The following is a 20,544-nucleotide window of genomic DNA, read 5'->3' as shown; positions in this document are numbered from 1 at the left end:
GTTCCCCTTCTCCTGTCCGGAGCACACCGGTGCTCCGCCGCCTCCTGTGTCGCACATTCTGGACTGTTTCATTTCTGTCGCTTGGGTCGGGATTGGGCTGTCGTGACGATGACGTGGTCGCGCAAGTGGGGCGAGCGGAACTGCGGCAAGCGGACGTTGAGGCTTATGCTGCTCAGCACGCCGTGAACTCGGACACGCGGGACGGGCATCTTGAGGCCTTGATTGACCGCACTCGCCTGGCAGAGCAGGCGAGCGCTTTAGGGCTCGACAAGCGACCTGACATTCTCGCGCAGCTTGCCGCAAGCCGCCGCGAAGTCCTGGCCCAGGCTCTGCTCCAACAGGAGCTCAAGCATGTCACGGACGAAGCGGCACTGCGTCGCCGTTATGACGACGTGAAGAGCACGCTCGCGCGGCGGCAGGTTCACGTGCGACATATCATCATTCGCTGGTCTGACAATGCCACGGAGGCTGAGCGCAGGGGCGCGCGAGACAGAGCAAACATGCTCTATGCCCGCATCCTCGGAGGGGAATCCTTCGAGGCCGTGGCACGCGAGACAAGTCAAGACGAAGCCTCCGCGGCGCGTGGCGGAGAGCTAGGCATCATCCGGGAGGGGCAGGTGCATTCCATGTTCTTCGAGGCCGCTGCGGCATTGAAGCAGGATGAGCTGAGCAGGCCGTTCGAGACGCCTTACGGCATTCATGTGGTCCAGGCGTTGGCGGCGGTGGAGAGCGTGGTTCCGTCCTTCGAAGAAGCCAAGGGCCGCTTGGGCGCTGATGCGCGGCGTGAGGCGGAGAGCCGATTGAAGAAGGATTTGGAAGTAAAGATCCCCGTCAAACGCTTCTCGGACGCGCTGGGGGCTCCGGATGCAGGGGTCCCATCGTCCGGAGCTTCGAAAGAGGGGGAGACGTGATGACCTCGTCGCGAACGCGCCATGGCGTGTGGGGTCCCTTTTGGCAGCCCGTCATGACGGTCCGAGTGCCGCTGCTGCGTTTGGGTCTTGGCTTGGTCTTGACGTGGGGGGCTGGCTGCAGTGAGCAGCCCGTTCCCAGCACTGAATCGCAGACGGAAGCGCCTACGCCTGCTCCCATCGTACAGCCGGACCACCAGTTCGTGCCGGCCAAGCAGCGAACCAAGGCGCTTGGTGAGCGCTGTGCCGCGGGTGGCGAGTCCGAGTGTCTCTCCCGACTTTGTCTGCGGGCGGGGCCGCGGCTCGACACGGACTATTTCTGCAGCCAGCAATGCAGCAGTGAGAACGACTGCCCGAAGACCTGGGGTTGCATCCAGATTCATCCTTCCGCCGGAGGGCAGGTGTGCGTCCCGCCCGAGGGCTGGACGGGCGCCGTCGCGGAGCCTCGATGAAGCCGTACATACGTCCTTCCGTTTCGTTCCTGGGCATGGTGTTCCTCCTGTTGCCCGCGAGCGCTATCGCCCAGAGCCTGTGCCTGCCCGGCAGTGACTGCTGCGGCTCAGAACCGTGGTCACAGGCGGTGACGGAGTCCTTGGCGGGCCGCGGAAACGGGCAGGAGTCGCCTGCGTCGTTTTCACGGGTCTACACCTCACTGCCCGGCCCGGAGGCCGGGGGCGTGCCCCGCGTCTACCAAACGGTGGACTCATGTGACGTGGCCGGCGCATGCAGCCCGGGAAGCGTGCGCCACGAATGGGCGTGCGCGACCGAGACGTCGCCGGCCTATGAGCGCGCCGCCAAGAACAAGCGGGATGCCTGGGAGGTCTACGTCCATGCGCCGCCTGGGGCAGGCACCGGCGCCTCCGCCATGACGCTGGAGAAGACGACGGTCCTGCGCGGTGCTCAGGACATGACGGGCACCGGCGCCCTGAGTGAGGAGTTCTTCACGTACAGCTACGGGCCCGGTGGGCAGCAGCAACTGGCGTCCATCGAGAAAGCGAGTCTCTTGGGTAGCGCCGGTGAGCGGGCCCGGACGTTTCATCGATACAACGCTTCGGGCCGCCGGGTGGCCACCATTCAGTCGGGGTGGACCTGGGACATGGACCGCAGCACCCTGGCCTGGACCTCGCGAAAGCGGTGGATCGGGACGTTCTACTTCGTCCAGCGCACGGGAGATGAGACTCCGGACCCGCTAGGCCGGGTTCTCGAGGTCCATGGTCCTTGCTGGGTGGAGAGCGAGGCCGCCACGGATTGCCCCGCGGCCGGCGCCTCTCCGCTCACGCAGTACTTCTACTGGGCCGACTCCGAGACGACCGGCTTCCGCAAGAACCGGCTCATGCGTGAATCGCGATTCCCCGCTGGCGCCGCCAGCACGCCGCTCGTCACTCAGTTCAATGCCTACGATGTTGCCGGGAACATCACGGAGCGCGTTGACGCCAGCGGCGTGACGACCGTGTTGACCTGGGATGGCCCCCACCTGACGTCGCAGGCGGTGCGTACGGCGGGGCAGGTGGACGTGGTGACCCGCTACGGGTACGACGCCGGGCGTCTTTCATGGGTTCAGCAGCCCGAAGGCAACTACGAGGTGTTCTGCTACCGAACGGGGACGCCTTCCGGTGCGTGCAGTGGCGGAACCTCCACGGGCTTGCTCCAGTGGAAGGCCCGTGCGGCGGATATGGCCGGTGCCTCGTGGTCGGAGAAGGTCACGTTCACGTACTGGCCGGACGGCTCCCTCAAGGAAGAGCGGTTCCTGGAGGCCCCAGGTGTCGCCCGACGTGTCCGTTCGTTCGCCTCGGACGCCCATCTCCGGCTGACACATGAAAAATGGGGCGTCGGTCCTGGCAGCTATACCCGTGCACGCTCCTTTGATGGCGCGGACAACCTGACCGGGGTCGGCCATGCCTTCAATGCGCCCCCGGCCTGGTGTGCCGCGGCCCCCAACGGGCATCCTGCATCGCCGGCGTGTGCCGCGCTGACCTACGACCGCGCCAACCGCCTTGAGCGCCTGGACGAGTTTCCCGCGGATGGACAAGGGCAACGGACCCTGCTGCGCTACGACGCCCATGGCAACATCCAGTCACTCAAGGCCGGGTGCCTTGGCGGCGACACTTTCGAGTCGTGCACGCAACCCGCGAGCGCCTTCACGTATGACGATTTCGGGAACCTCGTGGGGGCGACGGCATCCCACCTGAAGGGCCCCATGCGCTATGCCTACGATGCGTTCGGCAACAAGGCCGTGGAGATTGCTCCGCTCGCGGAGAGGCCACTCCTCTTTACGTACGACCATCTCTCCCGGCTCGTCATGACCCAAGCCCAGTATCCCGGCGTAGCCTTGCCATTCACGCACTACAAACTGGGTTACGACAACGAAGGAACACCACCGCCCGGCTGTGCGACGCAACTCAATAGCCTGGGACGTCTTCGCTACAGTGAAGACACCTTTGGGCGCACGTGGTATCAGTATGACCGCCTGGGACGGGTGTTTCGTGAGATGCGAGTCCGGGCCAACGCGACCGGATGCGGGCAGGGGCTCGACCTCAACCCGGACACGCACTACAGCCACACGCTAAACGGCAACCTCGCGTCCATCACGTACCCGCATGGACGGGTGGTGACGTACGTGTACGGGGGCGGCGCGGGAACCGATCGTATCTCGGCCGTGGATGTGACAAGCCACGACGGTACTGAGTGGCACACCCAGCGGATCATCAGTGGTGTCCTATGGGAGCCGTACGGTGGGCTGCGCGGCTACCAGCAGCACCATGTCCGGTCCGACGTGCTCCGCTCCGTGGAGTACATGCTGGGGGATGATGCGTCCGTGGCCCCGGCGTCATCCGTGGCCGCCTGCGCGGAGACGCCCCCGTCAATGGCCTCGACGGACCTGACCGGGCGCATCCGCTCGTTGCGCGTCTCGACCGGGTCGATGAGCCCTGGCCTGGGTACCGGTGACGTGTACCGCAGGACCTACACCTGGGATGCGGACCTGGTTCGCCGGATGGATACGTGCCTGTTGAGCTCCGAGGCAGCGCAAACGGAGGAGTTCACCTACGACAGGACGTTGCGCCTCAAAAGCGCCATGCGCCCCTCTGGAAACACCACGGCGTCGGGCGGGGCGTATTCCTCACTAGCATATGCCTACGACCGACGCGGCAATCGTGCTTCCACCACGGAAGCGGGCCACCTCGGGACGACCATCTATCATGAAGGCCAGGCCCCGGATCATCTGCTCCTTGTAAACTCGGGGCCCGGGCCTGCGTTCGCCGAGAACTTTAGCTACCACGCAAACGGGGCCGTGGACCGCAAGAGTACGAGTCGGTTCACGCAGGGCGATGGATACAATCATCTGAATCTGTATCCAGCGAACGGGGTCCGGGATTCGCACATGCGGTCCATGAGCGTGGCCTGGACGGCTTCGTACTATGTGTATTTTCATGACGCGTTCGACCGGCGGCGGCTCAAGGACTATCCCACCGGCGTCCGTGATGAATTCTTCTACGACGTTCGGGGCCAGTTGTTGTCGGATCGCGGCAACGATCGCATCCTCGCACCGGTCAATTACTTCATTGAAGATGACTATGTGTGGCTCGGGGGGCGGCCTGTCGCCGTGGTGCGCGGCAAGTTCACGCCGCAATGGACGCGCCTTTCGGATGCGTCTCCAGAGTGCTCACGCAATGCCGACCCTGCCGCTTGCGGCCTCTACTTCATCGTCACGGACCATGCGGGAAGGCCCGTGGTCGTGCTGGATGCGGATGGGCGTGTCACGGGAACGGGGGAGTACGGTCCGCTGGGACATGTCAATCGGGTGGGTCACTACGCGATGTCGGCGAATCCCTATGCGGACGGACTCGACCAGGAGTTGACCCGGTTTCAGCAACCGGCCCGGAGTGCCTCGCTGAAGCTTCAGCAGCGCGTTCTGTTCAGCCTCATCGACACCGAGCCGACGCACGACTACGTCTTTCTCAAGGACGGAAGCACGGGGGTTCAGCTCGCGGGGCCCTACAGTGGCGTCAACCGGGGCATGGTCTGGAGTGACTGGGTCGAGGCCACGAACGGTGAAGTGGCCGTCCAGTTCGTCTCCAACACGACCTGTGATGCGGCCACCTGTGGCGCGGACGCGGGTGTCCCGCCGACCTGTACCTGTCCTGGCGGCGCGAGAAAGCGCGGAGTCGCCATGCCCGCGTATGAATACCGTCGCTTCGAGAGTGGTGCCTCGCCGTTCTGGACGGCACTTCGAAGGGTGGGGCAGTACTACGACACCGAGACCGACCTGTTCGACGATGGGCTCCGATCCTACGACCCGAACGTGGGGCGCTACTTCGAGCCCGATCCCCGGGTTCTGGACCCGGAGTTCATCGTCTGGAACGCGCTCCAGGGCCAAAGCGTCGGGCCCTATCTCTTCGCCCAGAACAACCCGCTGCGGAGCCTCTCCACGGAGCTCGAGCGGCAGGTGGGATTCCCCAAGGCAACGCCGAGGAGCAGCCAGCCGGTACCTGGGGCAACGCTGGGGGCGCAGCCAGCACATGACGTGGAGTTGCTCCCAGCCCTGGCGCGTGATGGCGCGGGTGGGAAGACGCTTGGGACGACACGGTAGGGGAATGGGCGAGGGTGCCACGATGAGTCTCGGTTCACACATGCAGCGAAGTACCTCCATCGGGGCGCGGGATGCGCGTCCCCAGGCCGGGTGCCTGCAAGCGGTGGGCGGTACGCCCCCTTCGAGCAGAGACGGCGGGTGCGATACGGCGTTGGGGGCCGTGGGTCGCGTGTCACCTCGCGGTGTGCGATTTCGTTATGGCAGTACGAAGAGGGGGCGTCGGATGAGTCGGTTGCTGCAGGTGCTGGCGCTGGGGCTCTGGGTTGCGGCGTGCACGCAGGAGGCCCGTCCCACCGAGGCGGCTGCCACAAAGGCCGTGAGCGCAGCGATTGAAAGCGCCGACACGGCGCAGGCGGACGTCTGCGCGGACGTGGTGCCCGTAGACCACGCACCCGCGTGGCTGGCGGCGCCCGTTGAGTCCACCGGAGCCCCAGCGACTGCGTCGTTCACCGCGAACGCCGGTGAGTGGGGCCTGCTGGCCCTCCAGCACGGTGACGGGCTGGGGCAGGGCGCCGCAGGGACCGCCGAGGTCTTCCTCGACGGACAACGTGTCGCCACCGCCAGCAGCGGCATCGCGCTGAAGGCCGTTCCCGTGTGGCTGAGCGCGAGCAATGCACTGGAGGTGAGAACCACGGGGGGCAGCACGGCCCGGGCCTCCGTGGCGCCCATCGACCAGCTCGCATGCACGTTGCTCGATGTAACTGTCGGACGCGGGCGCGGCGCGCCCGCGCGCGTGACGCGCAGCTTCCATTCGGCCGGGGCGGGGGCGCAAGGCGTCCTGGTGGTGGAGGCTCCAGCGAGCGGCGGCCTCATGGGGCAGGTGGTGTTGAACGAGCGCGTCGTCATGCGCCTCACGCCCCAGACGGGCCCTGTACAGCCGCGGGTCCTGGAAGTGCCCCTGCAGGCGGCGAACACGCTGAAGGTCGAGCTCTCCGGAGCTCCGGGACCATCGGTTCGGGTCCGAGTGGTGGATGTCGATACGCTCGCGCCACAGTTCGAGGTGACGTCCCCGGAGGCTGGGACCCTGGCGACCGCCACTCCGTGGGACGTGAGTGGTTCCGCCGCGCACGATGTCACGCGCGTGGAGGTGAATGGTGTTCCCGCGACGTTGACGAGTGGAACGTGGACGGCTTCCGTCCCCCTGACGCCTGGGCAGAATGCCCTGGTCACGACGGCCCGGGATGCGTGCGGCAATGTGCGGCGCTCGTGCCGCGCCGTGGTGCTCGACAATCAGAAGCCTGTCATCACGGTTTCGGGAGTCACGGAAGGCCAGTACGTCCGAGGCCCCGTGGTGCTGACCTTCACGGTGGAGGATGCGCACCTCGATACGGTGACAGCCACGCTGGACGGCGTGCCCTTTGAAAGCGGTGGGACAGTTACCGGCGACGGTCCGCACGTGCTGACGGTGACCGCGGTGGATCGCGCGGGCAACTCCGAAGAGGTGCACCGGAACTTCACCATCGACTCCGTTCCGCCCGAGCTGGTCGTGCAGTCGCCCGTTTCGGGACACGTCACGCAGGAGGCCCAGGTGGAGCTGGTCGCCGCCGTGACGGAGCTCAACGTCGTCGCCAGCGTGAGCGTGGGTGGGCAGGGACTGGTTCGCGGCGGTGATGGCCTGTGGCGGCGGACGGTCGCGCTGGCGGAAGGGGCCAACCGACTCGTTGTCACGGCGATGGACGCGGCAGGCAATGCGAGTTCCTCCACGGTGACGGTGCTGCGGGATTCGACGCCGCCGCGACTGGTGGTGACCAGCCCCTCCGAAGGGGCTCGCATCGGAGGCACGTCCGTGAAGGTGCGAGGCACCGCGACGGATACGACGCCAGTGGTGCTCACGCTGAACGGGGCGCCGGTCCAGGTCGCTCCGGACGGTTCGTTCGAGGTCGACCACTCCCTCACGCAGGGTAACAACACGCTGAACCTGGTGGTCACGGACGCGATCAACCTCTCGGACTCGCGGACACTCCACGTGCGCGCGAACAGTGTGCCTCCGACCCTCATCGTCACGGAGCCGTTGCCCAGTCCCGTGCAGACGGAAGAGCGGACGCTGACCGTGCGCGGTACCGCATCCGCGGCGGACTCCGAGGACTCGGTCACAGTGCTGGTGTCTGGCTCGTTGGCGGCCATCTCGGACAACGGCGCTTTCGTTCGGACCGTGCAGCTTTCCCCCGGCCACCAGACGCTTCGTGTCGTGGCCATGGACGGCTACGGGCTCCAGGCGGAACAGACCATCGATGTGACGCGAGTGGTCACACAACCCGATGGTGGACTCGTGGACGCGGGGACGGATCCGGATGCCGGGAGTCGTCCGGATGCGGGCGGGGAGCCCCAGGTCGACTCCGGGACATCCGGAAGCGATGCGGGCACAGGCTCGGCGGCGCCGGTTCTGCGGGTGGATGCGCCCGCGCCGGATGCGGTGCTGGGCGGCTCGAGTCTGGCTGTCATCGGGCAGGTGGAGGGCGGGACGCTGCCCCTCGACGTCAAGATCAACGGCGTCAGCGCGACGATGATGGTGCGCAACTTCAGCCAGTCACTTTCGCTGCCGGAGGGTGAGCACACGCTGAACCTGGTGGTGACAGACGCGGAGGGCCGGAGCGCGAGCACCTCGCGGACGGTGACGGTGGATCGGACGGTGCCTTCCCTGGTGGTGACGCGGCCGGCCGCGAGCCCCATCACGGTGAGCGAATCGCCCTACTTGATTCAGGGCACCGTGGGAGACACGCACCTGGCGGGGGTCATGGTCCAGGATGTGCCCGTCTCGGTGGTGGGCGGCAGCTTCAGTGCGTCCGTGCCGCTGTCCAGGGGACAGACGGTGGTGTCCGTGGTGGCGAGCGACCGCGCCGGAAACCAGGAGCGGCGAGAACTCGTGCTGAACGTGGAGAACGCGCCTCCGCTCATCACCGTGCTCGAACCCGCCAGCGGAAGCGAAGCTGCGTCCGCGACCGTGCGCGTTCGTGCTCGCGTAGTCGCGTTCGCGGCGCTGAGCGAGGTCCGTATCGGCACGGGCCTGGCCACTGAGGAGTCTCCCGGCATCTATACGGCGGAGCTTCCCCTCGCGCTAGGTGAGAATACGCTCACGGTGACCGCCACGGATGCGCGTGGGTTCACCGGGACGAACAGTGTCACGGTGTTCTACCGGGACCCGGCCACAGAGCCGTTGGTCGTGACGGGCGTCCAGCCGGAACGCGGCGCGATCAACGTGAAGACGGACTCGCTCATCAGCGTGTCGTTCAACAAGACGGCGACGCTCGAGTCGGTTCGCGAGGGCTTCCGCGTGCTGCATCGCGGCGAGCCGATCCCGGGTGGCCACTCGCTCGCCCCGGGCGGGCAGACGGCGACGTTCATCGCGCGTTCTCCGTTGCCCGAAAGCGAACTGCTTGAAGTGCGTGTGGCTGGTGTGGCGGCCGCGGTCGGGCCTGGTCAGTCAGGTGAGTTCCGCAGTGCGTTGACGGTGCGCCGTCCGCTGACGCGACTCCGTGGCTTCGTCATGGACGACAGCTTCCAGCCGCTCCCCGGGGCCCGCGTGGTCCTGGAGACTTCGGGAGAGGCTGTTCGGACGGGCACCGACGGAAACTGGGCCCTCAGCACCGAACTGTCGGGTCCGCAGGTGGTTCGTTACGAAGGCGGAATGACGCCTGAAGGACGGCCGCTCCCGACGGTGCGGCGGCTGCTGACAATCCCGGCCGAAGAGGAGACGATCGATTCGCCCATCGTGCTGACCGCCGTGGATACTGACAGCGCGGTTCGGGTGGATACGACCGCGGCACTGCATGCGGACTTCTCATCGCGCCACGAGGGATTGGTCCTGGATGGATTCCCCAGCGGCGCGGTAGAGACCCTGCTGTTCGAGGATGGGCAGACGCAGGGGGCCTTGACCGCGACCCGGCTCGAGACGGTGTCCCTGCCCATCAAGCTGGAGAGCTACTCGACGCCCACGGCCGTCTGGCAGATCGGTCCGGCGGGGCTCCGGGTCCAGAAGCCGTTGTTGCTCCAGTTCCCGAACGTCACGGCCAAGGGCGCCGGGCACTATGCCGTCGTGCTGGCGCATGAGCCGCGCAACCACACGCTGGCGCGCATGGGCCTGGCGCGAGTGTCCGGAGATGGCAGGTTCGTCCGGACCGAAACCCCGCTGGATGTCCGATCGGTGGAAGTCATCGGCTACATGATGCTCACCGACGAGCAGGACGAGATCGTCGCACAAGCTCTCGCGAGCATGGGCGGGCAGGGGACGTCTTCGGATGACGGTGGCGTTCAGGGCAGCCTGTTTCCGGGAAGGCTGCCTTCACGCCCCATGGGACCGCTCTGGAAGCAGGCGCTCGACGCGTTCCTGGGGGAGGCCCACGCGCAGTTTCTTTTGGGGCCTCAGGTATATGCGCCTCTCGACTCGTCGATTCAGAACCAGGTCCCCGCGGCGATCGTTGGAGCGCTCCGTGCTCCTGAGGACCGGCAAATCCACGTGGGCCTGTCGGAGGCCACACGCACGTTCATCGCCGTTCCCCGACAGGTGACGTTGCCTTACCGCCTCCCAGTGTCGATGCAGGTAACACGCGTTTCAGCGGGCGTTTCAGCCGGCCGGATCGACGCATTCCTGTTCGCGAAGAAGGAGGGTGGTGCCGAGATCGCCCCGCCCGCTGGCGAGGCATGGGCGACGAGCAGCAATCATGACACGCAGACGGAAGTCTCGCTGACAGGCAACATCGAGTTGTCCCAAGGCACCACCTTCGTCTCGCTGGTCGGGCGCATGGGAAGCGAGCGCCACACCTATGCCCTTCGGGTTCAAACCGTTCCGGCAGGAACGGATGGTGGAACCTCTGTCGACGCTGGCACCGAAGCGGATGCTGGCTCAGGTGCTGGCTTGCACCGGCTGGTGTTCACGTTGGATGAGGAAATCACCGCGGGCGCAGCGGAGATGCACTCTGTTGTTCGCTTCCCGGGGATGAAAGTCACCGTCACCGGGCCCGGCCCGGTGATGAGCGGCGAGACTGGGCCGACAGGCGAGTATGGCATCCCCGTGTCCGTTGCTTCTGGGGACGGGATGGGCATCGCCTGCGCGGACGTCCCGCTGGGTTCCCGTCCGTTGCTCGGGCGGGACACGGCGACAGGTGCTCCGGTTGTCCAATCCATCGTCACAGCGAGTTACCCGACGTGCTCTGCAACGTTCGAGGCCTCCGCGGGCCGCCAGACCCGCGCGGACATCTTGGTGGATGCCCGCTTGATTCATGGGGCGTTGCACTTCGTTGACCGTGAAGGTCAACCGCTCCGTCACGACTGCCAGGCCAATGCGTCCAGCGAATACAGCCTGGATGCCGGGGCCTACGTCTCCATTGCCAACGCAGACATCCCCAAAACGGAAGTGCACTTCTTTCGTGAAGACGATCTGACACGCCCCGTTGCCCAATTCACGGTAGGCGTGCCGGATACGGAGTGCTCGCCCGCGTCGCAGGGCCAGATGAATCCCCAGGGCCGCTATTCGCGCGTTCGCATGGGCCCCACGACGCCCTTCAAGCGGGTCATCCGCGAACGCTGCCGGGAACTCAATCCGGCGCTCATCCAGGACCCGAGCGCCCCCGCGCCGCGCCAGCTGAATGAGGCGGACCGCGCGTTCTATGAGACGGAGTGCCGGGACAATCACACCAACTTTCTCCGCCTGAAGGCAGGAGAGCCTCTGGTTGTTGTCGCGGTCAACCATGCGACAGGGCACACTGGCATGACACGGTTGCCCATTCCTCCGCTCTCGAAGAAACAGTTGGATGAGGAAGGACGCTGCGCCGAGGACGAGGAACTAGGGCCGCTGACGGTCGTGGAGTTCGGCCAGACGGTCAAACTCTCCCGTTGCTCGGTCGCGCAGCTTGGCATCGAGGCCCCTGTCTTCCTCTTCCCGCCGGAAATCGACGTGCGCATCTGGCGCAGTGCCGAGGCCGGGGGCATTCAGCAGGACCTGCCGCCGACGCTCGTCCGTCATGGCGGCGCCGCCACGACGCGTGACAACTACGTGCACCTGGACACCCACTGGCGTGTTCGGACGATGGCTCCGGTCGAGTGGCGTAGTGAAGACGGCGGTGTGCGGACGTCGCCCATCGACGCGGGGCTACCCCCGGACCGAGTGGACGGCGGCGTGTCCCAATGCGGGGCGGGCAGCGGACCGGATGGTGGTGCCAATCCGAATTGCACGCCGAACGTCCTGCGGGATGTCGGTATCTCGGGCGTGCTGCTCGAAACGTGCTCGGAGTACGGGCCAGGCGCGGCGGCCTCCGCGACCAAGCAGGCCGCGTGCCTCCGCAGCCAGGATCTCCAGGACGTGCCTGCTGGCGTTCCGCCGCTGGCGGGGCGGGTGGTGCGCGTCACGGACTCCGCTATGGAGCAGCCCGAGGTGACGCAGTTCGCGGTGGTGCCGGGCCGAGGCTCTGGCGCGCTCCAGGCCGCGATGCGAATCATGGGAGCTGACGGTCAGCAGATGACCGTGGGCAGTCTGCCGCGCGCCAATTTCTACCTCCACGTCGTTGGGCATCAGGTGTTTCCTCGAGACCTCGACGGCGATGGCGTTCTTGCTCCGAGTGAGCGCAATTCGAGTCCACCCGACTTTACGGAATCGGAGGAGGTTGACCTGCCTGGGATGCCCTCACGAGCGCTCGGGCTGAAGAACGTCTATTCCAGCATGGACCCAGATGGCTTCCGGGTCCTTCGCTACGACCGCGACCGTGAGCACGAATTCCGCGTCCTCGATCTGACCAATCCGCGAGTCGTGGCCCAGAACAGCGTCGGCCAACGCGACGTGGGAAGCGGCGAGTCCACGGAGGCGGCTCTCGACGACCTTGCCTACAGGTTCCTCGCGGCCCTCTTGGAGCCCGACGATCCCGGGCGTGCCGGGACGTTGACTGGCGACTACGTGGTGCGTTTCGGTAGCGACCAATATGGCGTGGAGTGTGATGTCAGCTTCGACGACGGCGCGTTGGTGGGCTCGTGTGACAACGAGTTCATCGACGACGTCCTCGCTGCGAATGACATCCTGTACATGGAGCTGTACCTCAGCGGAAACGCCGAGAACGTCCTCTATCGGTTCAACCTGATGGGGGTGTCTCCTCGCGTTGACCTGTTGAAGGCAGGTAGCTCCTTCACGGCGCAACGCTCCGTCGAAGTCGATGACCAAGGTCACGCTGTCCTCGACCGGCCTGTTTCGACTCCCGCCGTTGCCCGGTTCGCGCTCGACCCGGGCGTCATCCACCGGGGGCGTGTGAAAGTCTGCACGTCCGAGACGTGCGCCGCGGACAGCCTGCTCAAGCAAGCAGACATAGAGATGCTTGGTAACGGCGCCTACCAGGTTCAAGGCGAAACGGGGACAGCGCAGCAGAAGCTCGAACAGCTTGACGAGATGGGGCTCAACGCGGCCCGATTCTTCCATCTCCCAATCCCCGCGCATCTGGTCGCCATGCCAGGCGCACTCGATCCCGGGACACGATTCTACCTGATCCAGGAGATTGAGCTTCCCGAGCCTCGCCGGCTCGTCCAGAGGCTGGGGCGGCCTCGCGGCAGTTTCGAGGGGGCCAATGCCCGAGCTCCGGGGCAAGCGACCATTCAGGGCATCAACGTGGCCGACGGGCACCTGGCTTTCGAGCACGAGGACTTCGCCGTTCCGCAGATGGCCGAGATGGTCCGCTTCGCGCGCACCTACAACAACCAGAGCAGTCGAGTGGGGCCCACAGGAGTGGGGTGGACGCACAACTACGAGGGCTATGTCCAAGAGGAGAAGGCCGGGCGTTACACTGTCGTACTCGCCGGACAGGCGTATGACGTTCCGTTGTGCGGCGCCATCGACGAAGAGGCGTCCACGGCGACGGATTGCGCCACCGATCGTTCACATGGTCTGGACGTAAAGCTTGTGAAGCGTGATGGCCTGAACGTGGTGGAGGTGAAGACCCCGGAAGGGGTCGTCTACGAGTTTGGAACGTTGGCTCGTGGGTCTTCGACAAAGACGCGGCGGCGCTGGCTGCTCGACAGGTTCCATGATGGTCGAGGTCGAGAGGGCGACGAGGGGTGGACGAAGCTGACCTATCGCGCTGAGGACACGCTCCTGGATACCGTGGAGCGGTCGCCCGGCAAGCTTCGCCTTAAGTTTGACTACGAAACGATTGATGTTGCGAATCCCGCCATCGCCTATCGGTTGCGGAACCTGTCGCGAAACCAAGGGTTCAAGCTACTGAAATCGGTGGAACTAATCCTTGTCTCTGGCGAAGACGTCTTGCACAGCCTGGATTTCGGGCATGACACACGCGGAAACCTGGCTCGCGTCACAAGGACTTCCATTCCGCTCCCCAGCGCAACGCCAGGGACGAGTTCAAGTGCAACGCAGTCGTGGGAGTACACGTACCTCCCACTTCCTGCCAGCGTGTCCGGGCACAAGCAGTGGCTCGCTTCAAATGAGCTGGAGACGGCGAAGTACCTTCTGAGCCCCCCATTGGGGGGCGAACGCAAGATCCAGTGGAAAGCTACGTACGGCCGCACGGCAGCGCAAGGCACCTATGCGCATGTGGATGTTCGCGAAGTAGTGACGTCTGTCCACGGGACGGGGATGCCCAGCCCGGGCTGGCGCATCGTGGCGCCTGATTCCGGGACGAGGAAGATCCACCGCCCGGATGGCGTCGAAGTCACACTTCAGCTCAATGCCTACGGAAACACGAACACAGTGCGCGCCCCGGAGCTGGGGCCCAGCACGATGGCGTGGGGCAGCGATGCTCGTGGCGGCCCTGTGCAGATGGAAGTCTCGGTGTCACCCTTGGGGCGGAGCATCCGGAACGAACACAACAGCCGGATGCAGCTCGATCGCAGGCTGCTCGAACAATCGCCTCCGAACAGCATCCCAGTGCCAGGCATAGGCAACTCCACCGAACTTTGGTCCGTCCAATCCCGGCATGAGGTGACTGGACGCGTAGCGAGCATGTCTGTACTCAAGGCTGGCACTCAACAAGCTGCCGTCACCACGCCTCTGTCGAACGCAGGTGATTCAATGGGGGTCACCATCAGTGATACGTCCTTTGGGATTGCATACACCGCGTCCCAGTTCCCTGATCCGGACGGCGTGATCGTCGAAGGAACGGACCCTGCGGATAACACGGTGACCCATTCGGGGCACGAGACCCAGCCGCTGGGCCTGCCCACTCTCGTGACAGTAACGCACCCTGCTCACGGAACCGGGACGCCCACTGGGGGATTGCTCCGCTATAGTGTCGCCTACACCTACGACGATCTGGGGAACCGGGTTTCAGAGTTCAACGAGACCACCGGGGCACAGGTGGAATTGACCTATGACGCAGTCGGACGAGTGCTCACACGAACTGTTGCGGGCCACCCCCCTCAGGAGTGGAGCTACTCATACGAGCTTGGTGATGATGAACTGACCGTCACGGAATCGCTTCCCCTTGGACATTGGGGCCGAACCCAGATTCGGAAGACAGTGACGCAGGAGGGGCTCAAGCGAGAAGAAACCGTTCACTACGGGCGGGACAACCAGCCAGCGACGGTATCCTACACGGGCTACTTGGGGACACAGTTGCGCTCGTTCCGGGATGAACGCGGGAAGCTCCATGAACTCGTCTATGACTCGGCAGGACGGTTGACCGGAGAGAGGGTTGAAAAAATCTCTCTTTATACCTACGCGCTCGATGAAGACGGCAAGATTATTGAAGAAACCGATAGCAATGGACTGCGAACGCGTATTGGCTATGACGCACTGGGGCGCGCAGTCCGTTGGGAATATGAATCAAAAATCAACGATCCCGGCTGTCCAGGACATTGCTCATTTTCCGATGTCGAAACGGTTGTTCTGAACGCATCTGGCGCGGTTGTTGAGCGGACGTTTGGCTCGCTCAAGGACGGGTCTACTCCAAGGCCTCATATTCTTGAGTCGACAGTGGACGCGCTTGGTCGCGAACGAAGTGTTGCCAGCCGCGTAGATAGCCATGGCGGCATCAATTCAAGAACTGAGTACGATGCGGTGGGGAGGGTAACGCTCCGGGAAGACCGCGAGACGGGTCTCCGAGACATTTATGTGTATGCCGACGCCATGGGGCGACTGACGCGTCACGAGCGTACGGTTCAATCCGTTCATGGAACAAGAACCCTAATAGAGACGCGCGCCTACAGCGACTCGTCCTCAGGAACGACGACGCTTGTCGTGACCAGGAATCTGAACGGCACAGACGAGGGGGCAGACCGACAGGAGGTCAGGACATTCACTGTCGACACGCTCGGACGTGCTCGAACAATGCAGGAGACCGTTGACGGGCAACTTGCCCTTCACTCGTGGACCTATGACACGCTCGGTCGACGCGTTGAGTACACTGACCCTTCGGCCCATAGCCGAAAAACAAAATGGGAATACGATTCGTCCGGAAATTTATTAAAAGTCAGCACCCCCTCCACAGGAACAACAGAATACTACCCTGATGAACAGGGGCGCATTCGTAGAAAAATTGGTCCACGAGAGAATGAACTCTCGACAATGCACTACGATAGCTTGGGGCGGATTGAATATCGCACACAAGCCCTGCATGAAGGAGGGCCGGATGGCGCTCAGTCCGAGTGGCGATACGAGTACCTTGGGAACGGGGTAGAGAAGGAACTGGGCCCGCACTCCACAGTCATTTCGCGGACGCTGAATGCTCGCGGACTGACAGAGGAGGAGGTTTGGGAGCAATGGGGAGCAGCTCGCACGGTTCGAACTCGCTATGACGGGTTCTGGGTTAAGCGGAGAGAGTCCACCGAAGGCGAATCTCGGCAATTAATAGAACGTGATTCCGCCAATGGGCTTGATGATCGCGGGCGCACGCGCAACGAAGTAGAAACCTGGGCGTCACTTGGGCGCGGGTATCGATATGAAACGAACACTCTTTGGAGCGCACGAGAGTCTACCGCGACTGAGTCGTGGAAATGGGGTTCGAACGAGTTAGGCACTCGAACCGTTTCAATTCAGGTTGATAGCCTTGGCAACACTGTTCTGCGTGCACAGGGAGGCGGGACGGATCAGTGGGATTACTATGCAGATGGCAAGCCAATCTGGGCACTACCGCACGGTTTTGATGCCAGCCAGGCATTGACATCATGGCGATACGACACAAGTGGCAGAGTCAAAGAGACGCGCTTCGGAGCAGAGCAGACGACTTTTGGCTACTACGCAGACGGCCTACTTCAGGCTGTGCTTACGCCAGATCAGCGCATCCGCACATTGACATACAACGCACGAGGGCTTCTTGATTCGGAGTCCTATGGCCGCGGATCGGACACCAGAAATACTCACTATGCAGCCTATGATGGCGCCGGGAACCCAACGGAAGTCTGGCATGCAGCCACATCCAACACGGACCGAAGCATTTGGAACTACCAATACGGACCAAAGGGAGAGTTGCTGCAGGTATTCAATTCCGACCTTGGCACCTTCAGATATTCTTACGATGCGCTGGGCCGACTGCATAGCGTGGCCCCTCCAACTGGCGCAGCAACTGTTGCATCAGAGTTCAATTATGACTCACTAGGGCGGGAGCGGTCCCGACGGCGAGGAGCGTCTACTTGGACGACGAACTGGAAGGACGGCGTCTCTGAAACGGTCAATGCTCTAAATGAAAGAGTGGAGCGCGCTTATGATGGGCGCGGCCGTATCGTCCATGAGGCATTTAAGGCTGGCGACGCACAGATAGACGCAGCGGGGAATCTACGCGTTGTCAAAGATCTAGAAAGCGTTGACTATACCTACGACGGAGCAGACAGGCTGCGTCGAGCAGTTGAGCATCGAGGGAGTGACGCGATAACCTCTCGGTCGGACTACGATGCGCGTGATCGCTTGGCAGTATCAACTCGCGGTTCGACGTCGATCAACTACACATACCACGACAGCGGAACCATAAAGAGCATCCACTCCCCAGCTGGGGTTGTGAAATATGATGTTGACGAACTCCAGCGCCCAACGACTGTTACGCTTGACGACGGCAGCGCATTGTCTGTCGAATGGGAGCCAGGCGGCCGCCAAGTGGCAATGCTTGGAAACTCAACACTTCGCCACTCATATTGCTACGACGCACGAGACCGACTGTCATCGGTAACGCACGGCGAGGAACAGGAGAATTGCAACAGCCTGAGCAACTCTCCTCGCCTCAGGTATAGCTACACGTACGACAATCGAGACAACCGCACCACGGAGGTTGTTCGCAGGGAGGGTGCCGGTGAAGACGAGACGACAGAGTATGGCTACGACAAGGCAGATCGGCTGACCGGAGTTCGATACCCCGACAACGTGTCGACGCTCTATCGACTCCACCCTGACGGATCACGCTGGCAGGAAAAGCACGCCAGTGGATATACGGGGACTCTTGGCCCAAATGGGTTTGACGATATCGAACTGCCCCTGCGCCATTGGGACTACCACTATGACTCGCTGGGTGGATTGAACGAGATTAAGGCAAGAAGTGCCGACACAATGCAGGGGCAGGCCGAGGCCGACCAATCCATCGTCAAATACAAAACGGACGCAACAGGACGGCTTGTGCGCAAGCAGCATGGGTCATCTGTTCAGACGATGCATTTTGATGCTGCTGGTCGACTGGTAGAGATCATTGCTCTCGACGAGGAACTTCGCCGGAGCACTTTTCAGTATGACCATGCCGGCCTTCGTCGAACCAAGACTGCTGGAATAGCGACAAAAAAATACATATGGGGCCGAGGGGAGTTGATTGAGGAGGAAACGCTGGGCGGAGACACAAAACTCTATCAGCGCATAGCAGGTGTTGTCGTAGCCGTAGGCGAACAGCGAATCTTGCAAGATGGTTTGGGTAGTGCTGTTGGCTGGCTAGATATCGCTGGAACGATATCTCCGCGAAAATTCGACGCCTGGGGAAATCATCGAGGCGAAGGAGCGCCACCCGCCTTTGGAAGTGAGGAGCTTGGGTTCGCGGGGCACTCATTTGATCCAGACTCTGGATTTACATACTCTCAGCAAAGGTGGCTTGAAACTTCAACAGGGCGTTTTCTTTCGGAAGATCCCGTTGAAGCACTTGCATACATAAGCAATCCCGTCGGCATGCAGCCATGGTTGTATGCCAATGGAAATCCACTCAAATATACAGATCCGGATGGGCGCCAAGCCGCTGGGCTATCAGGTCCAGGAGGAAGGCAGCCAATCCCGCCGTCAATGATTCGGCCTCCATCAGATCCGACGCCCCACTCTCCCCCGACAACCGCAACAAGGGCGCCACCGAGGCCCACCTTGGTGGGTGGAAAGCCTTCAGTTGGCCCCAGCCTAGGACCTCTCATTGTCTCTCGGGTCCTTGGAGTTGCATTGTTCTTCCTGACAATGCCGAGCGACTCGGGAAGCAACCAGGAATGGCCCAATGCGCGGATTGTGTGCACGCTTGATGGCGGATGCACCCGAGTGGAAGCCCCAGGAGCACCGGATGGAAGTCCAAGAATTGCCCCAAGTGCCACGCCGCAAAGTGTCCCGTTTGCAGATGGCCCCGCAGCAGTCGTTGTGCCTTTTGCCGATCCTGCTGGTGATTCAGCGCTGTATGAAGATCCGGGAATCCAGGATGTCACCCCCTTGTCGATGGCGGGCGACGACGATGGGGCTAGTGGCGCTAAAGTCGATCGAGCAATATACAAGTCGCTTCGAAAGAAATCTCCATCAAAGGCTATTCGGAAGTTAGTGAATAGTGGAGATGGGCCCAAACTCGATCCGGTTTATGGGTACGAAGTCGAAAAATATGAGGCCGACCATCTTTATCCGCTCAACCAGATTGTCGAGGAGGAGGGGTTTGGGGACCTGACGGATGCAGAAATGCTCAGCGTTGTAAATCTTCCTGAGAACTTCCATGGACTCGGAAAGTCCACTAATGCATCCAAGCAAGATTTGACCTTCAAGGAATGGCCGGGACACTCGGTTCTTGGACCGGTGCCTGCAGACGCAAAAAAGAAGATGATCGAGCTTGAGGAGACTGGCAAAGCTGCCGTAAAGGCAAAAATCAAGGAGTATATTGATGCCAAGAAAACAACGGATGATGGGGCCAAGAAATGAGTAAGTATATTCGCGAAGTCCAAGGGAGGCGCTTTGCTGTGTTTTGCGATGAGCGCTTCGAACGACAGGCGAAAGGAATGTTGAATGTCCTTGAGAGGATGGCTCTCCAGGGCAGCGCCTTTAAAGATGCAGATGTGTTTAATTTTGGTGGCATTCCGTTCTCACTGAGGTCGGCAGGGGAAGACCTTGTCGTGAGTCGTCCAGTTATTGATGGCGCGGCTGTTTTCGGCCCTGGTGATGATTTATCTCCACTTCTACTTCTTTTGCTTAGGCAGATTTCGTTTGCGAAGAAAGTCGGCACTGCTCCGGAGCAGGTCAATCTTCAAGACAAGGTAATTGTTGAGGAGGACTGTCTGTCTGAGGCTCATGTTTATATGGAGAGGGCCACTGATGTCCCCCCTGGTGACTCTGGATGGTTTGTTGGTTTTGCGTCAGAGGTCGAGCGCGACCGGATATTGAAATCTTATCGCATTTGGCAATTGCTTCACATTAGGCCGTCGATAGTGGGAGCCATGGCTTTGCCAAGCGGCTTTCTAGTGGTCTGGGATGGTGAAGCTGTTCTTTCAGTGTTAGATTCAAATGAAAACGAACGATGGATCGCGGAATGAGCTTGGTGCGCGCATCTTTGTTGAATGTGATTCAAGGGGTGAGGTGACGACTCGCAACAGGCGTCCCTGGTTCCACTTATCCGGACTCGTGCGTCGCATGCCGGCAAGAACCGATGGGGCCACATCGGTCGTCGGTCGGTTACGTTTCGCAAGAGCCTCGCGGATGGAAGAGTCTCCTTCTACATCGCCCACGCCCGGAGCAACGCCTCCGCTTCGCCCTCAATGCGCACGTTTAGAGTTGGAGCGGGTGAAAACATGCCCCTGCGTGCGCGATGAGCATGCGAATTGGCGCCTCTCCTGGACGAAAATCGCCGACGGTGCTGCTCGCCAATAAGCCAGCGCACCAGTCCCTCGGCCCTCCGTCCAGGGCCCACACCAGCGCTCCTGATA

4 protein-coding genes are annotated in these 20,544 nt (G+C 62.6%); all 4 read left to right on the top strand.

Annotated elements, in window-relative coordinates:
• Window positions 1–182 precede the first annotated feature (182 nt).
• The 4 genes from HNV26_RS02580 to HNV26_RS02565 all read left to right on the top strand — a co-directional run bounded on the left by HNV26_RS02580 (window position 183) and on the right by HNV26_RS02565 (window position 20,154).
• Window positions 183–911 (top strand): peptidylprolyl isomerase, encoded by a 729-nt coding sequence (locus HNV26_RS02580; RefSeq protein WP_171439501.1) that lies wholly within the window; start codon window positions 183–185, stop codon window positions 909–911.
• 862 nt (window positions 912–1,773) lie between these two features.
• Window positions 1,774–5,496 (top strand): RHS repeat-associated core domain-containing protein, encoded by a 3,723-nt coding sequence (locus HNV26_RS02575; RefSeq protein WP_171452761.1) that lies wholly within the window; start codon window positions 1,774–1,776, stop codon window positions 5,494–5,496.
• Between the two features lie 223 nt (window positions 5,497–5,719).
• Window positions 5,720–19,546: an RHS repeat-associated core domain-containing protein gene (locus HNV26_RS02570; protein WP_171439499.1), complete on the top strand. Its 13,827-nt coding sequence runs from the start codon at window positions 5,720–5,722 to the stop codon at window positions 19,544–19,546.
• Window positions 19,543–20,154 carry an immunity protein Imm33 domain-containing protein gene (locus HNV26_RS02565; protein WP_171439498.1) on the top strand — a complete coding sequence of 204 codons (612 nt, stop codon included), beginning with the start codon at window positions 19,543–19,545 and terminating at the stop codon, window positions 20,152–20,154. The genes HNV26_RS02570 and HNV26_RS02565 overlap by 4 nt, the downstream gene beginning before the upstream one ends.
• The last annotated feature ends 390 nt before the right edge of the window (window positions 20,155–20,544 follow it).

The sequence above is a fragment of the Myxococcus xanthus genome, assembly GCF_013116825.1.
Taxonomy (GTDB): Bacteria; Myxococcota; Myxococcia; order Myxococcales; family Myxococcaceae; genus Myxococcus; species Myxococcus xanthus_B.
This window is presented reverse-complemented; position numbering and strand designations above follow the sequence as displayed.

What these genes read in the sequence shown, in the direction of transcription:
- HNV26_RS02575 (WP_171452761.1), top strand. Translation starts at nt 1,774, where the DNA reads ATGACGCTGGAGAAGACGACGGTCCTGCGCGGTGCTCAGGACATGACG.
- HNV26_RS02570 (WP_171439499.1), top strand. Translation starts at nt 5,720, where the DNA reads ATGAGTCGGTTGCTGCAGGTGCTGGCGCTGGGGCTCTGGGTTGCGGCG.
- HNV26_RS02565 (WP_171439498.1), top strand. Translation starts at nt 19,543, where the DNA reads ATGAGTAAGTATATTCGCGAAGTCCAAGGGAGGCGCTTTGCTGTGTTT.